The organism is Rhodospirillaceae bacterium (assembly GCA_028819475.1).
Lineage (GTDB): Bacteria > Pseudomonadota > Alphaproteobacteria > Bin65 > Bin65 > Bin65.
In genome coordinates this window covers 29,434-52,382 of record JAPPLJ010000036.1, presented here as the reverse complement: position 1 = coordinate 52,382, position 22,949 = coordinate 29,434, and the positions used below count along the sequence as shown (strand labels likewise).

Annotated in this window: 24 protein-coding genes; 17 read left to right on the top strand and 7 right to left on the bottom strand. The window is 68.5% G+C overall.

Annotated features, from left to right (window positions below; all coding sequences use genetic code 11):
- Window positions 1–5: 5 nt before the first annotated feature.
- Window positions 6–338, bottom strand: coding sequence for a hypothetical protein (locus tag OXM58_11350; protein MDE0148956.1), 333 nt, complete (start codon window positions 336–338; stop codon window positions 6–8).
- 268 nt (window positions 339–606) lie between these two features.
- On the opposite strand from OXM58_11350, the gene OXM58_11345 reads away from it, so the two are divergent.
- The 12 genes from OXM58_11345 to OXM58_11290 all read left to right on the top strand — a co-directional run bounded on the left by OXM58_11345 (window position 607) and on the right by OXM58_11290 (window position 10,969).
- A complete protein-coding gene (locus OXM58_11345) occupies window positions 607–1,353 on the top strand; it encodes a nitroreductase (protein ID MDE0148955.1) in 747 nt (248 codons plus the stop codon).
- Window positions 1,354–1,479: 126 nt separating this feature from the next.
- A complete protein-coding gene (locus tag OXM58_11340) occupies window positions 1,480–1,752 on the top strand; it encodes a hypothetical protein (protein ID MDE0148954.1) in 273 nt (90 codons plus the stop codon).
- Window positions 1,749–2,270, top strand: coding sequence for a hypothetical protein (locus OXM58_11335; protein MDE0148953.1), 522 nt, complete (start codon window positions 1,749–1,751; stop codon window positions 2,268–2,270). Before OXM58_11340 ends, OXM58_11335 begins: the two co-directional genes overlap by 4 nt.
- A gap of 386 nt (window positions 2,271–2,656) precedes the next feature.
- Window positions 2,657–3,697, top strand: a complete 1,041-nt coding sequence (gene coxB / locus OXM58_11330; protein ID MDE0148952.1) for a cytochrome c oxidase subunit II — start codon at window positions 2,657–2,659, stop codon at window positions 3,695–3,697.
- An 85-nt stretch (window positions 3,698–3,782) separates the two neighbouring features.
- Window positions 3,783–5,414 (top strand): cytochrome c oxidase subunit I, encoded by a 1,632-nt coding sequence (gene ctaD / locus OXM58_11325; GenBank protein MDE0148951.1) that lies wholly within the window; start codon window positions 3,783–3,785, stop codon window positions 5,412–5,414.
- A gap of 36 nt (window positions 5,415–5,450) precedes the next feature.
- Window positions 5,451–6,380, top strand: a complete 930-nt coding sequence (locus tag OXM58_11320; protein ID MDE0148950.1) for a heme o synthase — start codon at window positions 5,451–5,453, stop codon at window positions 6,378–6,380.
- 10 nt (window positions 6,381–6,390) lie between these two features.
- A complete protein-coding gene (locus tag OXM58_11315) occupies window positions 6,391–6,549 on the top strand; it encodes a hypothetical protein (GenBank protein MDE0148949.1) in 159 nt (52 codons plus the stop codon).
- A gap of 20 nt (window positions 6,550–6,569) precedes the next feature.
- On the top strand, window positions 6,570–7,187 hold the full coding sequence (locus tag OXM58_11310; GenBank protein MDE0148948.1) for a cytochrome c oxidase assembly protein: 618 nt from the start codon (window positions 6,570–6,572) through the stop codon (window positions 7,185–7,187).
- 54 nt (window positions 7,188–7,241) lie between these two features.
- Window positions 7,242–8,156 carry a cytochrome c oxidase subunit 3 gene (locus OXM58_11305; GenBank protein ID MDE0148947.1) on the top strand — a complete coding sequence of 305 codons (915 nt, stop codon included), beginning with the start codon at window positions 7,242–7,244 and terminating at the stop codon, window positions 8,154–8,156.
- 36 nt (window positions 8,157–8,192) lie between these two features.
- A complete protein-coding gene (locus tag OXM58_11300) occupies window positions 8,193–8,549 on the top strand; it encodes a DUF983 domain-containing protein (GenBank protein MDE0148946.1) in 357 nt (118 codons plus the stop codon).
- A 189-nt stretch (window positions 8,550–8,738) separates the two neighbouring features.
- Window positions 8,739–9,485: an SURF1 family protein gene (locus tag OXM58_11295; protein MDE0148945.1), complete on the top strand. Its 747-nt coding sequence runs from the start codon at window positions 8,739–8,741 to the stop codon at window positions 9,483–9,485.
- 5 nt (window positions 9,486–9,490) lie between these two features.
- Window positions 9,491–10,969, top strand: a complete 1,479-nt coding sequence (locus OXM58_11290; GenBank protein ID MDE0148944.1) for a carboxypeptidase M32 — start codon at window positions 9,491–9,493, stop codon at window positions 10,967–10,969.
- Window positions 10,970–11,315: 346 nt separating this feature from the next.
- On the opposite strand, the gene OXM58_11285 is transcribed toward OXM58_11290, so the two are convergent.
- Window positions 11,316–12,092 carry a dienelactone hydrolase family protein gene (locus tag OXM58_11285; protein ID MDE0148943.1) on the bottom strand — a complete coding sequence of 259 codons (777 nt, stop codon included), beginning with the start codon at window positions 12,090–12,092 and terminating at the stop codon, window positions 11,316–11,318.
- 138 nt (window positions 12,093–12,230) lie between these two features.
- Between OXM58_11285 and OXM58_11280 the strand changes: the two genes are divergently transcribed.
- Window positions 12,231–13,229, top strand: a complete 999-nt coding sequence (locus OXM58_11280; GenBank protein MDE0148942.1) for an esterase-like activity of phytase family protein — start codon at window positions 12,231–12,233, stop codon at window positions 13,227–13,229.
- Between the two features lie 51 nt (window positions 13,230–13,280).
- Here the strand turns inward: OXM58_11280 and OXM58_11275 are convergent, their stop codons facing one another.
- Window positions 13,281–13,523 carry a hypothetical protein gene (locus tag OXM58_11275; GenBank protein MDE0148941.1) on the bottom strand — a complete coding sequence of 81 codons (243 nt, stop codon included), beginning with the start codon at window positions 13,521–13,523 and terminating at the stop codon, window positions 13,281–13,283.
- Between the two features lie 3 nt (window positions 13,524–13,526).
- On the bottom strand, window positions 13,527–13,823 hold the full coding sequence (rpmB, locus tag OXM58_11270; protein ID MDE0148940.1) for a 50S ribosomal protein L28: 297 nt from the start codon (window positions 13,821–13,823) through the stop codon (window positions 13,527–13,529).
- A 264-nt stretch (window positions 13,824–14,087) separates the two neighbouring features.
- On the opposite strand from rpmB, the gene OXM58_11265 reads away from it, so the two are divergent.
- Window positions 14,088–14,963, top strand: coding sequence for a DUF3108 domain-containing protein (locus OXM58_11265; GenBank protein MDE0148939.1), 876 nt, complete (start codon window positions 14,088–14,090; stop codon window positions 14,961–14,963).
- 209 nt (window positions 14,964–15,172) lie between these two features.
- Here OXM58_11265 and OXM58_11260 read toward each other — a convergent pair whose 3' ends face one another.
- From OXM58_11260 to OXM58_11250, 3 genes are read right to left on the bottom strand one after another with little or no spacing between them, the layout of a single operon-like run.
- The gene (locus OXM58_11260; GenBank protein MDE0148938.1) at window positions 15,173–15,907 is read right to left on the bottom strand and encodes an SDR family oxidoreductase; all 735 of its coding nucleotides are present in this window, start codon (window positions 15,905–15,907) and stop codon (window positions 15,173–15,175) included.
- Window positions 15,908–15,961: 54 nt separating this feature from the next.
- On the bottom strand, window positions 15,962–16,471 hold the full coding sequence (locus OXM58_11255) for an aromatic-ring-hydroxylating dioxygenase subunit beta (protein MDE0148937.1): 510 nt from the start codon (window positions 16,469–16,471) through the stop codon (window positions 15,962–15,964).
- Window positions 16,471–17,889: an aromatic ring-hydroxylating dioxygenase subunit alpha gene (locus OXM58_11250; protein ID MDE0148936.1), complete on the bottom strand. Its 1,419-nt coding sequence runs from the start codon at window positions 17,887–17,889 to the stop codon at window positions 16,471–16,473. The genes OXM58_11255 and OXM58_11250 overlap by 1 nt, the downstream gene beginning before the upstream one ends.
- 213 nt (window positions 17,890–18,102) lie before the next feature.
- On the opposite strand from OXM58_11250, the gene OXM58_11245 reads away from it, so the two are divergent.
- The 3 genes from OXM58_11245 to OXM58_11235 all read left to right on the top strand — a co-directional run bounded on the left by OXM58_11245 (window position 18,103) and on the right by OXM58_11235 (window position 22,948).
- Complete coding sequence (locus OXM58_11245; protein MDE0148935.1) at window positions 18,103–18,924, top strand: protein phosphatase 2C domain-containing protein; 822 nt, start codon at window positions 18,103–18,105, stop codon at window positions 18,922–18,924.
- A gap of 268 nt (window positions 18,925–19,192) precedes the next feature.
- Complete coding sequence (locus OXM58_11240; GenBank protein MDE0148934.1) at window positions 19,193–20,455, top strand: MFS transporter; 1,263 nt, start codon at window positions 19,193–19,195, stop codon at window positions 20,453–20,455.
- Window positions 20,456–20,530: 75 nt separating this feature from the next.
- Window positions 20,531–22,948: a UvrD-helicase domain-containing protein gene (locus OXM58_11235; GenBank protein MDE0148933.1), complete on the top strand. Its 2,418-nt coding sequence runs from the start codon at window positions 20,531–20,533 to the stop codon at window positions 22,946–22,948.
- The last annotated feature ends 1 nt before the right edge of the window (window position 22,949 follow it).

Sequence of the window (22,949 nt, the reverse complement as noted above, 5' to 3'; positions counted from 1 at the left end):
GCCGGCTATCCCCCGACCAGCGGCACGAGTTGCAGGAAGCGGATTTCCGATTCGGGGGTAAGAGGGACCATTTCGTCGAGACGGTCTTTCTGGATGCCGTCCACTATTACGAAGAAGCCGTTCTTCTCGAACGATTCGCACGCTTCTTCGATCAGTCGCTGCCGTTTGTCGGAATCCGGATTTGCCCGCCGCGACGGGTTAAGCTCCAATTCCCGCGAATCGAGGTCCACTTTAGGGTGGGCGGTATCGTTCTGCCGGTCGCTCTCTGCCGATAGCAGCCGGTGGACGCGCGCTTCGATCAGACTGCGCACCGAAACCGCGTTGTCGTAGACGATCAAGGTGATCCGGCGCCTGCCTGACCTCCCGACGACCGCGTCTTCCGCCTGGATGGAAAACGTCATCCGCTCGCTCCACTGCCGGTTTCAATCGATTTGTTCGCTATATATTCTATACAATGGCAATCCGGCTGTGCCAACCGCAATATCGCGACGCGGCGCTGCGGCCTGATGTCTGCGCACTTCGGCGGAGACCGTTGCCGGTTTGACACGGCCATCCGCCGTGGTAGTCGATAGTTCTCTTCGCGCCTCGAACGGACGGACGGTTTCCATGCCCGATGCGGAAATCCAGTCGCCGCCGGACTTCGGTTACGGGCGGCGCGATGCGGCCGCCGGCCTGAACGGCGCCGAAGCGGCGATCGCGACCCGGCGCTCGGTGCGCGCCTTCCTGCCCGACCGGCCGGTGCCGAAAGACCTGATCGAGCGCATCCTGAACGTGGCGGCCCGGGCGCCGAGCGGCACCAACGTCCAGCCCTGGCACGTCACGGTCGTCACCGGCGCGGCGCGCGACGCGGTCAGCGACGCGGTCCACGCCAAGCGCGACGGCGGCGGCGCACAGGAGATGGGCTACAACTATTACCCGGTGAAATGGTTCGAGCCCTACGTCTCGCGGCGGCGCAAGCTGGGCTGGGACATGTACGGCCTGCTCGGCATCGCCAAGGGCGAGCGCGACCGGACCTACAGGCAGCACGGCCGCAATTTCGATTTCTTCGATGCGCCGGTCGGCCTGTTTTTCCACATGGACAAGCGCATGGAGACCGGCTCCTTCATCGACATGGGCCTGTTCCTGGAAAATGTGATGGTCGCCGCGCGCAGCCACGGGCTCGACACCTGCCCGCAAGCCGCCTGGGTCGACTATACCGATACGGTGAAGTCCGTCCTCGGCCTTCCGGAGGACCATATCCTGATCTGCGGCATGAGCATGGGCTACGAAGACACGTCCGCGCCCGTCAACGCGCTCTATTCCGAACGCGAGCCCGCCGGCGCCTTCACCGACTGGCAGGGCTTCGGGGACTGATACCGGCCCCATGCCGCCGAAGCTGCACTGGAGCGACGGCAAAAATTTAATCGTTTGACTATCAGCCCTTCCGGGTTATGTTGACATCCGTTCGGAAACAGCCGGAAACGCAACCGGACGATCGGGATGGAGATTGCAGTAACCAAAATCGAAGCGGCGCTCGACGAACTGTCGGATCTTCCGGCCCGGGTCGGCGGATGGCAGGTCGAAACGGGACTCGACTGGGTGGACGAGCCGGCCGTGTGGGTCTGGGCCCTGCTGGAAGACGAGGAGGTCGAAGCCGCGGACCTGGACCGGCTGCAGGAAACGATCCGCGATTGCGTCCACCGGACAGCCGGCGACGCGAAATGGGTCTATGTCCGCTTCCGCGGCGCTTCCGAGATGGCACAGCTCGCATGAGCCTCCATTCCGATCTGCTGGCCCAGGCCCGGCATCTCGCCCGCAGGGAATCGAAGCGCCCGCGGCAAGCCAGCCTGCGCCGGTCGGTTTCGGCCTCCTATTACGCCGTTTTCCACATGCTGATCGACGAAGCGACGCGGCGCATGATGTCCGGCAACGACCGGAAACCCCTGCGCCGCTGTCTGGCCCGTGGCTTCTCCCATCGCAATATGCACCGGGTCGCAAAGCAATTCGCCGGGCAATTCGCCGGCGGCGGCGTATCGCCGAAACTTCGCCCCGGACTGAACGGCCTGCCGTTGCAGCCCGATCTTGTTGCGCTGGCCAGAACGTTCGTCGATCTTCAGCAGGCCCGCCACGAGGCCGACTACGATCTGGCGCGCCGTTTCACCCGCCGCGAGGCCCTCAATCTCGCGAACCGGGCAGACCGGGCGTTGGCGGACTGGCGCGGTCTGCGAAAAACGGCGCAGGCGGATACCTTTCTCACCGGGCTCCTCGCGTTCGGAAACCTGCAAGGCTGAAGAATCGCGCCCCTGACAGCCACGGTTCCGTTCCGCCGCCCGGCATGACGGGCCGGACGCGCCGCCGCATCCCGGCGGGCCGGGATGTCGCAAGCGCGCCGGCCGATCGGGCGCAAAGCAACAGAATCCTTGGATTTCCGCGATTTATGTGACATCAGGTCGCGAAGAATCGGCTGGCGGCCATGGCGTCGCGACTCCTATTTTCGGCGGTGTCCCGGAGGCGCCTCCGCCATGAAAAAGAGACCCTTGGTCAAACACGGGGCGAAGGCATGGCGGCCGTATTCTGGACGCGCCCCGGCCCGGGCTGACGAAATCGATGTATTCGCCGGGGCGGAGTTTCACGGCGCTGGCTGCAGCGGCGTACCTTGGCATAGCGGGATGAACCGATGTCGTTCGCCTTCCGTCCGGCGCGCCGCGCCGCATTTTCGGTCTTTTCCCGGGGCGTCTTTGGGGGCATTTCCGGGGGCCTGACGGCCGCCGCGGCGCTTGCGCTGTCCGGCGCGGCCTTCGCGGCGCAGCCCGAACCGTGGCAGATGGGCTTCCAGAAGGCGGCGACGCCGATGATGGAGCAGGTGGACGAGTTCCACGACCTGCTGCTCATCCTCATCACGCTGATTTCGCTCTTCGTCCTGGCCCTGCTGGTCATGACGGTGGTGAAATTCCGCGAATCGAAGAACCCGACGCCGTCGAAGACGACCCACAATCTGCTGCTTGAAGTCGTGTGGACGGTCGTTCCGGTGCTGATCCTGGTGGTCATCGCGGTGCCGTCCTTCCGCCTGCTCTACTACACCGACAAGGCCCCCGAGCCGACCGTGGCCGAGAAAGCCGCCGGCAAGACGGTCATGACGGTCAAGGCAGTCGGCCACCAGTGGTACTGGAGCTACGAATATTCGACCGCGGAGGGCGGCAAGCTGCGGTTCGAAAGCCGGATCGCCTGCCGCGGCACGATCGATCCGGAAAACCGCAAGGAATGCGAAGAGGCGAACAAGAGCTTCCAGGCCAAACACAAACGCGACGTGATCCGGCTGCTCGACGTTGACAACGAGATGGTCCTGCCGGTCGATGCGACCGTCCGGGTCTACGTCACCGCCGCCGACGTCATCCACGCCTGGACGATCCCGGCATCGGGCGCGAAGGTCGATGCGGTTCCCGGCCAGACCAACGAGACCTGGGTGCGCTTCACCCGTCCGGGCTGGTATTTCGGCCAGTGCTCGGAAATCTGCGGCCAGGATCACGCCTTCATGCCGATCGGCCTGCGGGTCGTGACGGCTGAGGAATACAAGGCCTGGCTTGCCGCGGCCTGGAAGAAAGCCACGGAAGACAGCGACGGCTTCAGCGTGGTGCGCGAACCGCAGAAGACCGCGCGGACCGGAACGCCCGTAAAGGGAACGCCGGCAAGGATCGCCGCAGCTTCGGCGCAACGCTAGCCGGCCGCCACCGCCCGGCAGACGGCAAAGGGACGGCGCCCCGGGTTTCGGGCAGCGCCGGAGGACATAGGGAAGAGGACCTGACATGGCCTACGGTGCAGCCCCCGCCCACGACGATCACGCCCATGACGATCACGTCCCGGGCTTCTGGGTCCGCTGGCTCTTTTCCACGAACCACAAGGATATCGGGACCCTCTACCTGATCTTCGCCGTCATCGGCGGCCTTGTCGGCCTGACCATGTCGATCTGGTTCCGGGCCGAGTTGCAGAATCCCGGCGTCCAGTTGATGGACGGCCATTTCTTCAACGTCCTGGTCACGTCCCACGGCCTGATCATGATCTTCTTCATGGTCATGCCGGCGATGATCGGCGGGTTCGGCAACTGGATCGTGCCGATCATGATCGGCGCGCCGGACATGGCCTTCCCGCGCATGAACAATATCAGCTTCTGGCTGCTGCCGCCGGCGCTGGTCCTGCTGATCCTGTCGGCGGTCCTGGGCGGCGGCGCGGGAACCGGCTGGACGATCTACCCGCCGCTCTCCTCGACCGGCGCCAATTTCGGCTTCACCGGCCATGACGGGCCGGCGATGGACATGGCGATCTTCGCGCTGCACATCGCCGGCGCCAGCTCGATCCTCGGCGCGATCAACTTCATCACGACGATCTTCAACATGCGCGCGCCGGGCATGACCCTGCACCGGATGCCGCTCTTCGTCTGGTCGATCCTGGTCACCGCCTTCCTGCTCGTGCTGTCGCTGCCGGTGCTGGCCGGCGCCATCACCATGCTGCTGACCGACCGCAACTTCGGCACGGCCTTCTTCCGGCCGGACGGCGGCGGCGACCCGATCCTGTTCCAGCACCTGTTCTGGTTCTTCGGCCATCCGGAGGTCTACATCCTGATCCTGCCGGGCTTCGGCATGATCAGCCAGATCGTCTCGACCTTCTCGCGCAAGCCGGTGTTCGGCTATCTCGGCATGGTCTACGCCATGGTGGCGATCGGCTTCGTCGGCTTCATCGTCTGGGCGCACCACATGTACACGGTGGGCATGGACGTGAACACGCGGGCCTACTTCACCGCCGCGACGATGGTGATCGCGGTGCCGACGGGCATCAAGATCTTCTCCTGGATCGCCACCATGTGGGGCGGCTCGCTTCGGATGGAAACGCCGATGCTCTTCGCGTTCGGCTTCATCTTCCTGTTCACCGTGGGCGGCGTGACCGGCGTCGTGCTGGCCAATGCCGGCATCGATTACGTGCTGCACGACACCTACTATGTCGTGGCGCATTTCCACTATGTGCTGTCGCTGGGCGCGGTGTTCGCCATCTTTGCCGGCTTCTACTACTGGTTCCCGAAGATGACCGGGAAAATGTATCCGGAGACGCTCGGCAAGCTGCACTTCTGGCTGATGTTCATCAGCGCGAACCTGACCTTCTTCCCGATGCACTTCCTCGGCCTCGCCGGCATGCCGCGCCGCTATGTCGATTATCCGGACGCCTATGCCGGCTGGAACCTCGTCGCCTCCCTCGGCGCCTACCTGGGCGGCCTTGCGACCCTCCTGTTCCTGTTCCTCCTGTTCAGGGCCTACACCCGGGGCGCGACGGCGGGAGACAATCCGTGGGGCAAAGGGGCGACGACGCTGGAGTGGAAGGTATCCTCGCCGCCGCCCTTCCACACCTACGACGAGTTGCCGAAGGTCGAAGCCGGCGCGCACCATTAGGCGGCCGGCAGAACCCGAGGCAGGTCCGCAAGCGCCATGACCGAGACGACCGCATCGTCGCCGCTCATTGCCGCCGCACCGAACGAGGCGGACTGGCGGGACTATGTCGCCCTGCTCAAGCCGCGGGTCATGTCGCTCGTCGTGCTGACCGGCCTGGTCGGCCTCTATCTGGCGCCGGGCGCGATCCATCCGGTGATCGCGGCGCTCGCGGTCATCTGCATCGCCGTCGGCGCCGGGGCCTCGGGCGCGATCAACATGTGGTTCGACCGCGACATCGACGCCGTGATGGCGCGGACCCGCGGCCGGCCCATTCCGGCCGGCAGGGTGGAGCCCGAAAGCGCGCTCGCCTTCGGCGTGATCCTCGCAGTCTTCGCCGTCACGCTGATGGCGCTGACGGTGAACTTGGCCGCGGGCGCCCTGCTCGCGCTCACGATCGGCTTCTACGTCTTCGTCTACACGATGTGGCTGAAGCGCCGGACGCCGCAGAACATCGTGATCGGCGGCGCGGCAGGCGCCTTTCCACCGATGATCGGCTGGGCGGCGGTGACCGGCGACGTCGGCATCGGCAGCCTCGTGCTCTTCCTGCTGATCTTCATGTGGACGCCGCCGCATTTCTGGGCGCTGTCGCTCTATCGCGACGCCGACTACGCCCGGGCCGGCGTGCCGATGCTGCCGGTGGTCGCCGGGAGGCGCGAGACCAAGAAGCAGATCCTCGTCTACACCGCCCTGCTGGCGCCGCTTGCGCTGGTTCCGGTCGCAACCGGCCTGGCCGGCTGGCTGTACGGCGCCGCCGCGGCGGTGCTTTCGCTGTGGTTCCTCCAGGCGGCGGTCGCGGTCTGGCGCACCGGCGACGGCGACGGCGAAAGCGACGGCGCGGCCCGGCGCATGTTTCTGATCTCGCTGGCCCATCTGTTCGGCCTGTTCGCCGCGCTCGCCGCCGACCGGGCGCTGAGCGGTCTGCTCTGAGGCGGGTGCGATGGCCGGCGCGGCGGAAACGAAAAGTCCTGCGATCAAGGCCGATACGGTCCGGGCCAAAAGGCGCGGCCGCAATCTGGCCCTGCTGGCCGTCCTCGTCGCCTTCGTGCTGATCGTCTACATCGTCACGATCGTCAAATTCGATCTGGCGTCGGGCTGAAACGGGGCGGAAGGCGAACCATGGCGGCGCGCGGCTCTCTCGCAAAAGGCAAGCGGAACACCGTTCTCGGCGTTCTGGCGATCCTTTCGGGCATGACGCTGCTGGTCGTCTATGCCGTGCCGCTCTACGAGATGTTCTGCCGGGCGACCGGTTTCGGCGGCACAACCCAGCGGGCCGCGGCGGCGCCCGAAACGGCTGCCGGCCGGACGATCACCGTGCGCTTCCTCGCCAACACCAACCCGAACCTGCCCTGGCGCTTCCAGCCTGCGGTCGACAGCGTCCGGGTCGCCGTCGGCAAGCGGCGGCTGGTCGCGTATACCGCCCGGAACCTCGACGACAGCGCAACGACCGGCATCGCCACATTCAACGTCACGCCCGCCAAGGCGGGAGTCTATTTCACCAAGATCGCCTGCTTCTGCTTCGACGAGCAGACGCTGAAACCGGGCCAGGCCGTCAACATGCCGGTCAGCTTCTTCATCGATCCGGCCATCGCGAAGGACCGCAACCTGCGCGATGTCGACACCATCACCCTGTCCTACACCTTCTTCCGCGCCGCCGGGAGCGATTCGGAGGACGGCAGGGCGGAGGATCCGGCCCGGACAGGCGACGAAACCGCCGCGCGGGCGATCCGCAACTGACGCACGGGACCAGAACGTCCGGCGCTGCGCCGGGCCCGGGGAGAACGAACGACCATGGCTGAAGCCCACAAACATCCCTATCACCTGGTGGATCCGAGCCCGTGGCCCTTCGTCGGCGGCGTCTCGGCGCTCGCCCTGTTCGGCGGGGCGGTCCTGTGGATCCACGGGGTGACCGGGCCGTACATCTCGATCGCCGGTTTCCTGGGCCTGCTGTTCACCATGTATGTCTGGTGGCGCGACGTGATCCGCGAAGCCGAGCATGACGGCTACCACAACAAGGTGGTCCAGCTCGGCCTGCGCTACGGCATGGTCCTGTTCATCGCCTCCGAGGTGATGTTCTTCGCGGCCTTCTTCTGGGCCTTCTTCGACAGCGCCATCTTCGGCGACGGCGGCGTGCAGGTCGGCGAGGCCGCGAAAATGTATGCGCGCGAACTGGCCAACGGCGGCCAGTGGCCGCCCTCGCATATCAGCGTGTTCGACGCTTGGGACCTGCCCCTGCTCAATACCATGGTCCTGCTGCTCTCCGGCTGCACGGTGACCTGGGCGCACCACGCGCTGAAGGAGGGCAACCGCAAGGGGCTGATCCAGGGGCTGACCGCCACCGTCTTCCTCGGCCTGTGCTTCACCGCCCTGCAGGCGATCGAATATTCCCAGGCGCCGTTCAGCTTCTCCATGCTGATCGAAGGCGGCCAGAAGGTGACGGAGGAAGGCGCCCGGATCGCCAACGGCGGCATCTATTCGTCGGCCTTCTTCATGGCGACGGGCTTTCACGGCTTCCACGTCATCGTCGGGACGGCCTTCCTGGCGGTCTGCCTGTTCCGGGCGGTCAAGGGGCATTTCAAGCCCGATCACCATTTCGGCTTCGAAGCCGCGGCCTGGTACTGGCATTTCGTCGACGTCGTCTGGCTGTTCCTGTTCTGCTTCGTCTATGTCGTCGGCAGCGCGGGCGCGCCGGTCGCCCTCCATTGACCGACGGCGCCGGGCGCGAGCGGCGGCCGGGTGCAGATGAGCGTTTCTCCCTTCGGCGCCGGCATCCGTTGCCGGTGCCCGGCCTGCGGAAGGGGCGCCCTGTTCCGCGGTTTCCTTACCGTCGTTCCCGAATGCGCGGTCTGCGGGCAGGACCTGCGGGCCCATGAGGAGGGCGACGGACCGGCGGTCTTCGCCATCCTGTTGCTGGGCGCCGTCATGGTCGCGCTGGCGCTGCTGGCCGAAGTGCATTTCCGGCCGCCGCTCTGGCTCCATGCCGTCCTGTGGACGCCGCTCACCGTCGCCGGAGCGATGGCGCTGCTCCGCCCCCTGAAAGCGACGCTCATCGCCCTCCAATTCCGCAACCGGCCCGAAGATTACGATGCAGCTGAGTAGGGACCGCTCCGGGTTGGCCCAACGCTCCCGCCCGATTCCCCCTCCCCTTGGGGGAGGGGTTAGGGGAGGGGTCGTTTGCCGCTGCATTGACGTCCGATCCCGGCACCGCGCCAAGGTTCGCGGACCCCTCCCCCTAACCCCCTCCCCCAAGGGGAGGGGGAGTTTCGCCTCACCTCCTGTGGCAGCGCCATGACCGTCCTCGGCTTCCGGCCGGCGCTGTGGCCGACGCTGATCGCCCTGCCGGCGGTCGCGCTGGCCTTCGGGCTCGGGGTCTGGCAGGTCCAGCGCCTGGCCTGGAAGGAAGGGCTGATCGCCGAGCGCCAGGCCCGGATCGCCCGGCCGGTGCTCGATGCCCTGCCCGCGCCGTTCGACCCGGCGGTCCACAGCTTCCGGCGCGCCCGGTTCAGCGGCGTCTTCCTGCACGGGAAAGAGATGTACCGGCCGGCCCGGTCGCGGCGCCGGGGCGAGATCGGGGTGCAGATCGTCACGCCGTTCCGCCTCGAGGGCGGCGGGACGCTCCTGGTCAACCGGGGCTGGGTGCCCGGCCTGCGGCGCAATCCCGAGACACGGCGCGACGGGCAGGTCGCGGGGCGGGTCGCCCTGGTCGGCGTGATCCGCACGCCAGCGCCGGCGGGCTATTTCGTGCCGGACAACGATCCGGCGGCGAACGCCTGGTTCCGCCTCGATCTGCAACAGATGGCGCGGCACGCCGGCCTCCCGGCGGTCCGGCCCTACTATGCCGATCTCGTGGCCGACGCGCCGGGCGGCTGGCCGCGCGGCGGCCAGACCCGGGTGACGGTGCGCAACGCCCATCTGGAATATGCCATCACCTGGTTCTCGCTCAGCCTGATCGGCATTGTCGTCTATATCCTGTGGCACCGCCGCTTCCGGCCCGCGGACAGGAACAGGGCGGGCGGCGCCGCGGCGGACACCTAGGCGGCGTGGGCGCCTACGCAAACCTTGAGGACCGCTTCCAGCGCGCCGCATTGATCGGCAGCGCGGCCGGCATCCTCGGATGGGACCGTGCGGTCATGATGCCCGAAGGCAGCGCCGGCGCCCGCGCCGAGCAGATGGCGGCGCTCGGGCTCGCGGCCCGCGAAATCCTCGCCGCCGACGACATGGCGGACCTGCTGGACGCGGCGGCGGAAGAACCCCTAGACGGCTGGCAGCGCGCCAACCTGCGCGAGATGCGCCGCGATTGGGTGCGCAGCGCCGCGATCCCGCCCCGCCTGGTCGAGGCCCGGACCCGCGCCCACACCGCCTGCGAGATGGCCTGGCGCAGCGCGCGGCCGGCGTCGGACTATGCCGCGGTCCTGCCGCTCCTCGAAGAGGTCGCTATGCTCACCGTCGAAGCGGGGCAGGCCCTGGCCGCGGCGCTTGACGTGCCGCTCTACGACGCCCTGCTGGACGGTTTCGAACCCGGCGGCCGGTCGGCGGACATCGATCCGGTGTTCGACGACCTTGCGGCCTTCCTGCCCGACTTTACCGACGCGGCCATCGAGCGGCAGGCCGCGCGGCCGCCGCTACAGATCGAGGGGCCGTTCCCGGCCGGCCGGCAGGAGGCGCTCGGCCGCCGCTTCATGGCCGCGCTCGGCTTCGATTTCGGCCGCGGCCGGCTCGACGTCAGCCACCATCCGTTCACCGGCGGCGCGCCGGGCGATATCCGCATCACCACCCGCTACGACGAAGCGGACTTCCTGACCGGGCTCTATGCCGTCCTGCACGAGACCGGCCATGCGCAATACGCCGCCGGCCTTCCCCTGCGCTGGCGGCACCAGCCGGTCGGCCGGGCGCGCGGCATGACGCTGCACGAGAGCCAGTCCCTGCTGATCGAGATGCAGGTCTGCCGCGGCGCGGCCTTCATGGCTTGGGCGGCGCCGCTGATGGCGGAGGCGTTCGGCGGCGCGGGGCCGGCCTGGTCGGCGGAAAACCTGCTCGCGCTCGTCACCCGGGTCGAACGCGGCTTCATCCGGGTCGACGCCGACGAGGTCACCTATCCGGCCCATGTCATCCTGCGCTACCGGCTGGAGACGGCGATGCTCGCCGGCGACCTGCCGCTCGCAGACCTGCCGGGCGCGTGGAACGCCGGGATGGAAGCGCTGCTCGGCATCCGGCCGCCGGACGACCGCCGGGGCTGCCTGCAGGACATTCACTGGTATTCCGGCGCCTGGGGCTATTTCCCGACCTACACGCTCGGCGCGATGGCCGCAGCCCAGCTTTACGCGGCGGCGAAAGCGGCCGACGCCGGCATCGAGCCGGCGCTGGCAGACGGCGATTTCGCGGCGCTCTATGACTGGCTCCGGCCGAACGTCCACGAACAGGCGTCCCGCTGCGGCACCGGCGACCTCATCGAACGCGCCTCCGGACGGCCGCTCGACGCCACAGCGTTCAAGGCGCATCTCGAGGCGCGCTACCTCTGATCCGGATATGCTGTCCCGGCTGGTGGCGCCTCCCAAGGCTTCCTCTGCAAAAGGCCATGGATGGCATCCGACAAAGAAAGCGAGGCGGTTCCCCCTCCCCTTGGGGGAGGGGGTTAGGGGGAGGGGTATGCGGCGGTTGCGGCAATACCGGGATCGACACTGGCGCGGCGGCGGCGGCCGACCCCTCCCCTTGCCCCTCCCCCAAGGGGAGGGGGACTCGGTCAGAGCCTTTTCGCAGAGGAATCCGTAGGGGAGGGTTTGAAACCCTCCCCTACAACCTTTGGAAACCCTGGTTATTGAGGCTTCCGGCGTCTCGTCGTGCCCGAAAAGCGCCGCCGCTTCGCAGCTACTTCAGGGTCTTCGCGAAGAAGTCCGCCGTGCGCGACCAGGCGAGTTTGGAAGCCGCCTCGTCGAACCGGCCGCCGGACGGGTTGGCGAAGGCGTGGTCGGCGTCGTACCAGAAGACCTGGAGCGACTCCGTCTTGCCCGCGGCAGCCATCGTCTTCTCGAAAGACGCGACCATCTTCGCGTCGATGAACCGGTCCCGTTTCGCGAAATGCCCCATCACCGGGCCTTTCAGCTTCTTGAGCTGATCGGCGCTGCGCAGCACATGGCCGTAGTAGATCACCGTGGCGTCGACCGGCCGGGCGATCGAGGCGTTGAGCGACCAGGCGCCGCCGAAGCACCAGCCGACGGTGCCGGTCTTGCCGGTCGAGCGCGGATGCGCGTTCAGCCAGTCGATCCAGGCGCCGCAGGTCTCGAAGCCGGCCTTCGGGTCCTTCATCATCGCCCGCATCAGCGCCTGCGCCTCGCCCGGCGTCTTGCCGACCTTGCCGCCGTAGAGGTCGATCGCCAGCGCGACATAGCCGGCCCGGGCATAGTCGGCGGCGACCGCCTTGATCTGGTCGTTCAGGCCCCACCATTCGTGGATCAGCACCAGGGCCGGCGCCTTCTGCGCGGCCGGCAGGGCGAGCGCGGCGCTGACGCTGCGGCCGCTCCCGGTCTTTATCGATACGGTGTCGAGGCCGGCGGCGACGGCGGCGGTGATCGAGGCGTCGGCCAGAACGGCGGACAGCGGCAGCGCGGCGGCGCCCTTCAGAACATTGCGGCGGTGAACGGTCATGATAGAACCCCTCCGGTTACGGTCCCGCGCCCCGCCGGGAACTGCGGTTCGCGGGCGGCCAATAGTCAGGCCCGGTACTCAGGCCGGGTACTCAGGCAAATGTCGCACGGAATTGCGACAGGACGGAGGCACAACACCGTGAGCCGGCGCGCGTCGATCCGGCGGGTCCTGCGGGCCGCGCTCGCTGTCCCGGCCGTCCTGGCGGCTGCGGTTCCGGTTACCGGGGCCGCGGACGAGACCGTTCCCCTGGCGGCCGAATCCGTCCCGCTCAACCCGGAGAACGAAGGGCAGGTCCGGGCCGGCGCGCTGCTCTATCGCGGCGGCCTCGCAATCCGCTCGCCGGACCCGCGGTTCGGCGGCTTCTCCGGGCTTGCGGTGAGCCGGGACGGCGCGCATCTCACGGCGATTTCCGACCGCGGCGCCTGGCTGCGCGCCCGGATTCGCTATGACGCGGCGGGCCGCCTGGCGGGACTCGGCGACGGCCGGATCGGTCCGGTGCACGGTCCCGACGGCAAACCGCTCCGCGGCCTCGACGCCGACGCCGAGGCGCTGGCCCTTCTGCCCGACGGCTCGGCGCTGGTTGCGTTCGAGCGCCGCCACCGGATCTTGCGCTATCCCGCCGGGCCGAACCCGCTGGCGGCGCGGCCGGCCCTCCGGCCCGTACCCGAAGGCCTCGCAGCCGCGCCGTCGAACGGCGGCGCAGAGACCCTTGCGCATATCGGTTCCGGCCGGTTGTTCCTCCTGACCGAGAATTTGCGCGTCGGCGGCGGCGCTTACGCCGGCTGGATCGGGCGGCAGGGGCGCTGGCGGCCGTTCGCCTACGCGCGCAGCAGCGGATTCCGGCCGACCGATGCGACACTGCTGCCGAACGGCGACATCGCCGTACTGGAGCGGCACTATACGCCGGCGACCGGGGTTTCGGCGCGCATCGTGCTGCTGTCCCGCAGCGCGGTCGCACCGGGCGGGACCGTGCGCGGCCGGGAACTCCTGCACCTCGCGCCGTCGATGACGGTCGACAATTTTGAAGGAATCGCGGCCCGCCGCAGCCCGGACGGCAAGACCGTGCTCTACATCCTGAGCGACGACAATTTCAACCCGCAGCAGCGCACCCTGCTGCTGATGTTCGAGATGCGGTAGCGCCGAATTCCGACGGAGTCGATCGCCTGACCCGATCTTCGATTGCGCCGGTCAACTATCCGAAATTTCGAGCCGCCGTTCGATACGGTCGAGACGTGTCTGAATGGTCGCGATCGTGCTCTCGTGGGCAGCGTCGCTGGCCATGAATCCGGACATGTGCTGGCGGATGCCTGCCAGACCGGCTCGGATTTCGGGAATTTCCTGGCGAAGCGCGTCGAGCTCCTGTCGGATCGCTCCGAAGTGCTTATGCGCCAAGTCGCGAAGTGCAGTATCGATTTCGGCTGTAGCGCTCACGCTCTAACCGGCTGCCGCTGCCGTCTTGGCCTTCGCAATCTGCTTCTTCAGGCGGATCGCCTCGTCGGTCAGCTTCTTGTCCGCGGTGGCGGTGAGATAGGCGTCGAGGCCGCCCTTGTGCTCGATGGTGCGGATGCCGCTCGCCGAGAGCTTGAGCCGCACCGTGCGGCCGAGCGCCTCGCTGTAGAGCGAGGTCTTGTGGACGTTGGGCAGGAAGCGCCGCCGCGTCTTGCGCTGCGAATGGCTGACATTGTTGCCGGCCTGAACGCCCGTGCCGGTGATGCTGCAGCGCCGCGCCATGATCCCGCTCCGTCGGAAATTTCTTCGGCAAACAAAGTAAACGCCGGGTTCCGCCTTCCGGCGGCCCGGCAGAGCGCCTACATACGCAGCGGGCCGACGGAAATCAAGCCCGGCAGCGTAGGAGTCGGCATGCCGCGCTGTCCGGTCCGGCGGCTGTCAGTGAAGACTTCCAGGGGCCGGCCGGCCGGCGCGCGGCTGCATAATTGTCGCCGCGCCGGCAAGGGCGTAGGGTGCCGCCGCAACACCGGAAAGAGGGGCGCCGACGTGACGGACCCGCACGATCCAGGACGTAACGGGCGCCGGCCGGCGGCAGGGATGCCGGCATGGCGCCCCGGCATGGCGGGACTGTGCCTGCTGGCAGCGGTCGCGAGCGCCGCCGCCGCGCCGTCCGCCACCGCCGCCGCGGGCGATACTGCGCTTGTCGACCGCCGGATCTCGGTGAAGTGGACGGTCACCTGGGGCGGCCTGCCGATCTACAGGGTGCGGTTCCGGACCGACATCGCGGACGGCCGCTATACGGCGGAGTTCGACGCGCGCAGCACCGGCGTCGTCGAAGCCCTGTCCAAGAATCGAACCTTCTGGCGCAGCGCCGGGCGCGTCGACGGCGCTCTCATGGTGCCGGAAACGATGCACCAGCGTTACCTCATGAAGCGGGGCGGCTACCGCACCGTGTCGATGGCCTGGACCCCGGCGGGCGACATCGCCACCCGCATCGACCCGCCGGAGCCGAAGAGCAAGCGCAAGACGGTGCCGGCGGACATGCAGCGCGGGACCGTCGACCCGCTCACCGCCTTGCTCAACGGCCTGGTCGTGCCGCGCGGCGGGCCGCCCTGCAAATACGAAGCCAGCATGTTCGAAGGCCGGCGCCGGATCGATATCCACCTGAGCTTCCATCGCTACGGCAAGGCGCTGCGCGTGAAAGGGCACAAGCTGCCCCGCAAGGCGACCGTCTGCCTGCTTCACGCCAAGCGGGTCGCCGGCTTCCGCACCCGGCATTTCAAGGAGGTGCCGAAGCTGCACCCGCTCAAGATGTGGGTCGTCCGGGTGGAGAAGGCCGGCATCTGGCTGCCGGTCGAAATGGCGCTCAAGACGCGCTACGGCATCGCGCGGGCGCGATTGTCGAAGCTGAGAATACGGTAGAGCATATCCGTTTCTATCGGAACCGCCCGCTCAACCAAGGACACCCGCCCTTCGATACGCCGCCTGCGGCGGCTACTCAGGGTGAGGGTGAAGGAAGGTGAATTCATTGCACACCCTCATCCCGAGTAGCCCCGGATGAAATCCGGGGCGTATCGAGGGGCGCGTCGCCGTCGGCGAGGTCAACCGGCTTCATCCGGAACAGATACGCCCTAAAGCGAAATCCCGCCCAGGCTGGCGCCGCCGCAGACGAACAGAACCTGGCCGGTGATGAAGCCGGCCTCCGGGTCGGCGAAGAACATGACGGCGCGGGTCACGTCTTCCGGTTCGCCGATGCGCCGGACGGGCATGTTGTCGGCCAGCCGCGCCTCGCGGTCCGAGCCCTTCGGGATGATGCCCCAGAAATTGTCGGTCAGGATCGGGCCGGGCGCGACCACGTTGACGGTGATGCCCTCCGGCGCAAGCTCCAGCGCCCAGGTCCGCGCCATGCCGTGGACGCCGGCCTTGGTGGCGGAATAGGCGCTGCGCGTCGGCACGCCCATTGAGGCGCGCGAGGTCACGAAGACGACGCGGCCGAAGCCGTTTTTGCGCATCTTCGGCAGCACGGCCTGGGTGAGCAGCAGCGGCGCCGTCAGGTGGATATGGGTCAGCGTCTCCATGTCCTCCGGCACGACCTCGGGCAGCAGGTTCGGCCGGATCAGCCCGGCGTTGTGGACGATGTGGGTGACGTCCCGGCTCGCGATTTCCGCCGCGGCGTCGGCGGTCTCCTGCGGATCGAGCAGGTCTGCGCAGACCGAGGACATGTCCGGATGGTCGATCGGCGCGGGCCGCCGGGCGACGCAGATCACCTTCCAGCCCGCGTCGAGCATGTCGCGGCACAGCCGCTCGCCGATACCGGCGCTGCCGCCGGTGACGACCGCCGTGTAGCGGCCCGTGTCTTCGTTCATCCTGTCCCGGTCCTTCCGTGATACCGCCCCGGCGCGCCGGCCGGCGGCGTTCCGCTACATGAACAGCTGGATGTTGCCGAAGGGCGCATCGAGATTGACCAGGTCGATGCGCTTGAGGCGGATTTTCAGCGCGCCGCCTTCCAGCATCAGGTCGTGGCGCGCCCAGCCGTTGAAATACTCGCGCTCGTCGCTGCGGGTCTCGACATAGTGGAACGGCGTCCAGGTCCGGTAGCTGTTCGCCGCTTCGTCCATCGCCTCGACGGACGGCTGCTGCAAGACGTGGACGCAGCGGCTGTTCGGCTTCTGGCTGTAGGTCCGCGCGCCGCGCAGCCGGCGGATGCGCACGTCGAGCATGAAGCGGTCCTCGTACAACAGCGAGGGCTGCATCACCGGGTCGGTCTGGTCCCATTCCGCCGGGATCCAGTAGCGGCCGTCCTCGGCGAACAGGTCGAGCCAGTCCTCGTAGCGGCGCTCGTCGAGCAGCCGCGCCTCGGCATAGACGAAGGCGACGATGTCCTCTGCAGTTACCGGGCTTCCGGCCTCCGTCTTCCCCGGCGCTCCCATCAGGCAACCGGCCGTTCGGCGCCCGCGGCCGGCGCCGGGTTCAGGGCTGCCGCCGCCGGGTCCACGTCCCCGGTCATGTCCCCCGTCATGTCCCCGGTCATGTCCTGCGTCATGAAGCGGACCCAGGCATTGAACTGGTTGCGCATCTGGCGCTCGGAGGTGCCGTTCACCACGACGGTCGCGTCCGGTTCCTCGTCCTCGTCGTACAGGCGCTGGACGTTGACCCATTCGTGGCCGTCGGCGCGCAGGCCGGTCTGGATGCGCTCGTACATCTCCAGGTCGTCATGGCCGACGATCGAGGTCGGCGCGTTGATCGTCCGGTTGTAGAGCAGGGTGCGGGCGAACAACTGGTCCGGCGCGCCCGCGAGGCGGAAGGTCCAGCTCTCGACCAGGGTCCTGTCGGCGGCGAGCGGCAGGAACACGCGCAGGGTCTGGATCGGGCCCTTCACCATGATGTTGGGGAAGTAGACCGTGTTGTGGCGGATGTCGCCGAGGATCGCCTTCGCCCGTTCTTCGCCGTAGGCGTCTACCATCATTTCCCAGTAGCCGGGGATCTCCGAATAGTCGGCGTGGATCGAATCGGTGACGCCGGTATGGCCGTGGCCGTTCGGCCAGACCCGGATGCCGAATTCCTCGTAGAACTTGTAGGTCGAGGTGAAGGGCGCGAGCAGTTCGATCGCCGGATGCCGGTCGTTGCGCCCGGTCTCCTTCCACACCTTGACCGCCGTGCCGGCGCTGCTCTCGTGGGCGACCATCGGGTGGCAGGTGTCGGTCTGGTTCTCGACCAGCATCTTCCAGTTACAGCGGTGCATGTAGCGCAGCGGCGCGCCTTCCAGGATCAGCCGGCCCTCGGGCGAGCGGTCGACCATGTTGTCGATGGTCGAGAGGCTGTCGCCAAAGAACGCCTCGAAATCCGGGCCGCCGTCGTTCAGCTTGACGAAGATGAAATCGCGGTAGACCCGGAAATTCTTCACCGGCGCCAGGCCGCGGACCATCGCCGTGTCCTCGAAGCCGGTGCCGTCGTAACCCTTGCGCAGCGGCACCGAGAGCAGCGAGCCGTCGGTCCGGTACGCCCAGCCGTGATAGGGGCAGCGGAACATCTTGCCGGCGTTGCCGCAGGGCTCGCCGGCGATGCGCGTGCCCTTGTGGGCGCAGCGGTTGTAGTTGACGTAGATCTCGCCGTCCGTGTGCCGGGAAATGAGCAGCGGCTGGCCGCCGATCTCACAGGTGATGAAATCGCCCGGGTTCGGCGCCTGGCTGGCGTGGCCGGCATAGATCCAGGTGTTGGCGAACAGGTGCTCCATCTCGAGCCGGAACACCTCGTCGTCGATATAGACGTCGCGGTGGACCTCGCGCGGGCGGACCAGCGCGCGGATCGCGTCCGGGTTGTCGCGGTAACGATAGGCGGGCGCCTGCATGGCGGGCGGCTCCTTCTGTCCTGCGGCGGCTGCAGAATGCTGCTTCGGCCGGATTGTATCGCGCCCGGCGGCCCGACGCCAAGGCGGTGCGGCGCAGCCTCTTAACCCCTCCGATAGCGGCAATCGCGACGGGTTGGCCTGCGTATCGGCGTCCCATGGCCATGCCGGGCCTTATCGGCATTATCGGGCTGCGAATTCAGGAGTCCGCAGGACATGGGCGACATTGCGTCAGGACCGACGGCGGCGGGGCCGTCCGGAAGCGCCCGCTGGTCGCTGGCCGGCCGGCAGTGGCAGGGCGCGCGCGCCTACCAGGAAGACTCCTTCGCAACCCTGGATGTCGACTTGGCGGGACAGGGCGCGCCGACGGCACTCCTCATGGTCCTGGCCGACGGGATGGGCGGCGCTGCGGGCGGCGCGACGGCGAGCGGTATCGCGGTCGAGGCCTTCGTGGGCGACTTCCCGGGTCTGGACGGCGCGGCCGAGACCCGGTTCCGCGCGTGCCTGGACGCCGCGACCGCACGCCTGCGCGGACGGGAATTCGCGGATCCGCAACTCCGCGGGATGGGGACCACCGTCGTCGCCGCCGTCTACGACGGACGCCGCCTGGACTGGCTGAGCGTCGGCGATTCGCCGATGTGGCTGTATGCCGCCGGCGCGCTTGAGCGGCTGAATGCGGATCATTCGATGGCGCCGGTCCTGGAGCGGCTCGTCCTGGCGGGCGAGCTGTCGCCCGAGGCCGCGCGCCTGGACCGGCGGCGCCACATGCTGCTCTCGGCGGTGACCGGCCGGCCGCCGGACCTGGTCGATTGCGGGTCCCGCGCCGGCCGCCTGCAACCCGGCGACTGTCTGTTGATCGCCAGCGACGGCATCGAGACCCTCGCCGAAGCGGAGATCGCGCACGAGATCCGCGCCGCCGACGGCCGCGTAGACGCGGCGGCCGACGCCCTGGACCGCGCCGTGCGCGCCGCTGCCGGGCCCGGCCAGGACAATATGACCTTTCTGCTCCTGTCCGGCGCGGAGCCGGCCGCCGGATAGGATTCCGGGCGGTCGGGAAGGTCTTGCGGCGGTAGATCGGGGCGGCGCCAGAGGCATCGGGCAGGACCGAGGCGCCTTAGCGGTCCGTGCATCGGGCCTATGCCGGGGCCGGCCTTTTCGGGGCGCGGCATCGGCGCTACTTGGTGCCGCCATGAACGCGCCGGCCGCTCCCGCCCCGTCCGCTGCACCGCCCCCGGAAAGACCCCCGGAAAGACACCCGGAAAAGCTGGGCCAAACCGTCCCGCTGCTGGCGTATGCCGGCTGGCTCGTGGCGGCCGGCTTCTTCTTCTACGCCTGGGTCCTGCGGGTCGCGCCGTCGATCACGGTCGAGCCGCTGATGCGCGATTTCGCGATCGGCGGCGCGGTCGTCGGCAACCTCTCGGCGGTCTATTTCTGGACCTACGCGGCGTTGCAGATCCCCTGCGGCCTGTTCACCGACCGGTGGGGGCCGCGCCGCGTGCTGACGGTCGCGATCCTGGCCACGGGGGCCGGCTGCGCGGTCATGGGCCTCGCGCCGTCCATCGAGCTGGCCTATGCCGGCCGGGCGCTGATCGGCTTCGGCGCCGCCTTCGCCTTCGTCGGCAGCATGGTCATTGCCGCCCTCTGGCTGCCGGCGCGGCGGTTCGCGTTTTTCAGCGGCGTGGCCCTCGCGGTCGGCCTGGCCGGCGGCGTGGTCGGGCAGGGGCCGTTCGCCGCCGCCGTCGCGGCGCTCGGCTGGCGCGACTACATGGTCGCGCTTGCCGGCTGGGCGCTGATCCATGCCCTGCTGGCCTGGCTGCTGATCCGCGACCGGCCGCGCGCGGCGCAACCCGGCGGGCCCGAAAGCGCCCTGTCGGAGTCGTCCGGGTCGGCATCGCCCGGACCGGAACCGATGCGCAGCAGCCTGGTCCGCGCGCTGCGCCGGCCGCAGAATTTCCTTCTCGCCGCCTTCGCTTTCCTGATGTCGGTGCCGATCCTGGCCTTCGGCGGCCTGTGGGGCGTGCCCTATACCGTGGCGCGCTTCGGCGTCGACACCACCGCGGCCGGCTTCGCCATGGCGGCAATGCTGCTGGGCGTCGCCTGCGGCGGGCCGCTCTGGGGCCTGCTGAGCGACCGGATCGGCCGGCGCAAGCCGGTTCTGCTGGCCGGCGGATTGCTCGGCCTGGCGACGATCGGCGCGGCGATCTACCTGCCGGGCCTGCCCTTCGCCGCCTTCCAGGTCTGCGTGTTCCTCTCCGGCGTCGGCGGCGCGGCGATGGTGACGGCGTTTGCGCTCGGGCGCGAGCACAACGACGCCCGCTCGGCCGGCACCGCGCTCGGCCTGATCAACATGTGCACGGTGATGAGCGGCGCGGTGTCCCAGCCCCTGATCGGCCTGCTGCTCGACCTGTCCTGGGCCGGCGAAACGGTGAACGGCGCGCGGGTCTACGCCCTGCCGGCCTATGAGGGGGCTTTCCTGCTGCTGCCGGCCACCTACGCTGCCGGCCTCGTGATCTGGCTGGCGCTGAAGGAAACCCACGCAAGGCCGTTCGCCGAACCGGCTACGGGCTGAGCTTCGGATTGCGCGCCGCCGGTCACGGCTTCCCGATAGCCCTCCAGTAGGGGCCGGCCTATACTCCGCCGGACGATGACCGAGCCGGCTGCCGACCCTCTTCCACTGTCCCGACGCGCTGCCGTCGCCCCGTCCGCGGCGGACGATCCGGTGTGGCTGGACGGCCTGAACGACAAGCAGCGCGAGGCGGTGGAAAAGACCGGCGGCGCCGTGCTGGTCCTGGCCGGTGCGGGCACCGGCAAGACGCGGGCGCTGACCGTCCGCATCGCCCATATCCTCGCCACCCGGCGCGCCATGCCGTGGCAGATTCTCGCCGTCACCTTCACCAACCGGGCGGCGCGGGAAATGCGCGAGCGGGTCGGCCGGCTGGTTGCGCCCCTGATCGGGCAGGAGGCGGCGGAGGACATCTGGCTCGGCACCTTCCACGCGCTGGCTGCGCGCATCCTCCGCCGCCATGCCGAGCTGGTCGGGCTGAAATCGAACTTCACGATCCTCGACCCGGACGACCAGCTCCGCCTCGTCAAGCAGGAACTGGAAGCCGCCGACATCGATACCAAGCGCTGGCCGCCCCGGCTGCTGCACTGGATGATCGAGCGCTGGAAGGACAAGGGCAAAGGGCCGGAACAGGTCACCGCCGCCGATGCCGGCGATTTCGCCGGCGGCCGGGCGGCCGAACTCTACGCCGCCTACCAGGACCGGCTCAGGAGCCTGAACGCCGTCGATTTCGGCGACCTGCTGCTGCACAACCTGACGGTCCTGATGCAGCACGACGACATTCTGGCGAAGTATAACGACCGGTTCCGCTACATCCTGGTCGACGAATACCAGGATACCAACGTCGCCCAGTATCTCTGGCTGCGGCTGCTGGCGCAGAAGGACGGCAACATCTGCTGCGTCGGCGACGACGACCAGTCGATCTACGGCTGGCGCGGCGCCGAGATCGAGAACATCCTGCGTTTCGAGAAGGATTTTCCCGGCGCGGCGGTGATCCGGCTGGAGCAGAACTACCGGTCGACCGCGCCGATCCTCGCCGCCGCGTCCCGCCTGATCGCCCGCAACGACAGCCGCCTCGGCAAGACCCTTTGGACCGCGGCCGAGGGCGGCGACAAGCTCACCCTCACCGGCGTGTGGGACGGCGAGGAGGAGGCCCGCAGCATCGCCGACCGGGTCGAGGATCTGCAGCGCAAGGCCCATGCCCTGAACGAGATCGCCATCCTGGTGCGCGCCGGCTTCCAGACCCGCGAGTTCGAGGAACGGTTCATCACCCTCAACATTCCCTACCGCGTGATCGGCGGCCCGCGCTTCTACGAACGGCTGGAAATCCGCGACGCCGTCGCTTACCTGCGCCTCGTTCATTCGACCGACGACGACCTGGCTTTCGAGCGCATTGTCAACAAACCGAGACGCGGGCTGGGCGACGCCGCGATGCGGGCGCTGCACGGGCTGCGCGCGGAACGGGGCGCTTCCCTGTTCGAGGCGGCGCGGCTGGCAGCGTCCTCGGGCAACCTGCGGCCGCAGGCGCGCCGTGCGCTCGACGGTTTCGTCAGCATGGTCGAGCGCTGGCGCCGGCTGGCGGAGACCGCGTCCCACGTCGAAGTCGCGGAGACCGTGCTGGACGAGAGCGGCTACACGGCGATGTGGCAGCAGGACAAGGGGCCCGACGCGCCGGGCCGGCTGGAGAATCTGAAGGAACTGGTCCGCGCCCTCGCTGAATTCGAGAATCTCGGCGGTTTCCTGGAGCATATTGCGCTGGTCATGGAGGCGACCGGGTCGACGGAGGCCGACATGGTCAACGTCATGACCCTCCATTCCGCCAAGGGCCTGGAATTCGATACGGTCTTCCTGCCGGGCTGGGAGGAAGGCGTGTTTCCGCACCCCCGTACGTTGAACGAGAACGGCATTGCCGGCCTGGAGGAGGAACGCCGCCTCGCCCATGTCGGCCTGACCCGGGCGCGGAAGAACGTCCATATCTCCTTCGCCGCCAACCGGCGCATCCACAACCAGTGGGCCTCCAACCTGCCGAGCCGCTTCATCGACGAACTGCCGCCCGAGCATGTCGAGGTCGCGACCGAGCAGGGCCTCTACGCCGGCCGGTCCGGCGCGCCGGGCGGAACGGTCGTCGGGGCCGGGCTGGTTGAGGCGGGCGGCGGGCAACGCGCCGGGGGTTTCGGGGACGGTTTCGGGGGCGGCGCCGGGCAGGGCAACCGGGACCGCTTCGACGACGGCTGGAACAACACCGCCCCGCTCGCGCCGAATTCCGGCGGACACGGCGGCGGGCGCAAGCGCATCGCGCGCGACAAGCCCGTCATCATCGACGGCGAGGCCAACCTGATCCGCAGCGGCGGCGACAGCGCCTTCAAGCAAGGCGATCACGTCCGCAACGAGAAATTCGGCAAGGGCGTCGTCAAGGCGATCGAGGGCGACAAGCTCACGGTGATCTTCGAAAGCGTCGGCGCGAAGAAGGTGTTCGCTAGTTTCGTCGAACCGGCGTGAG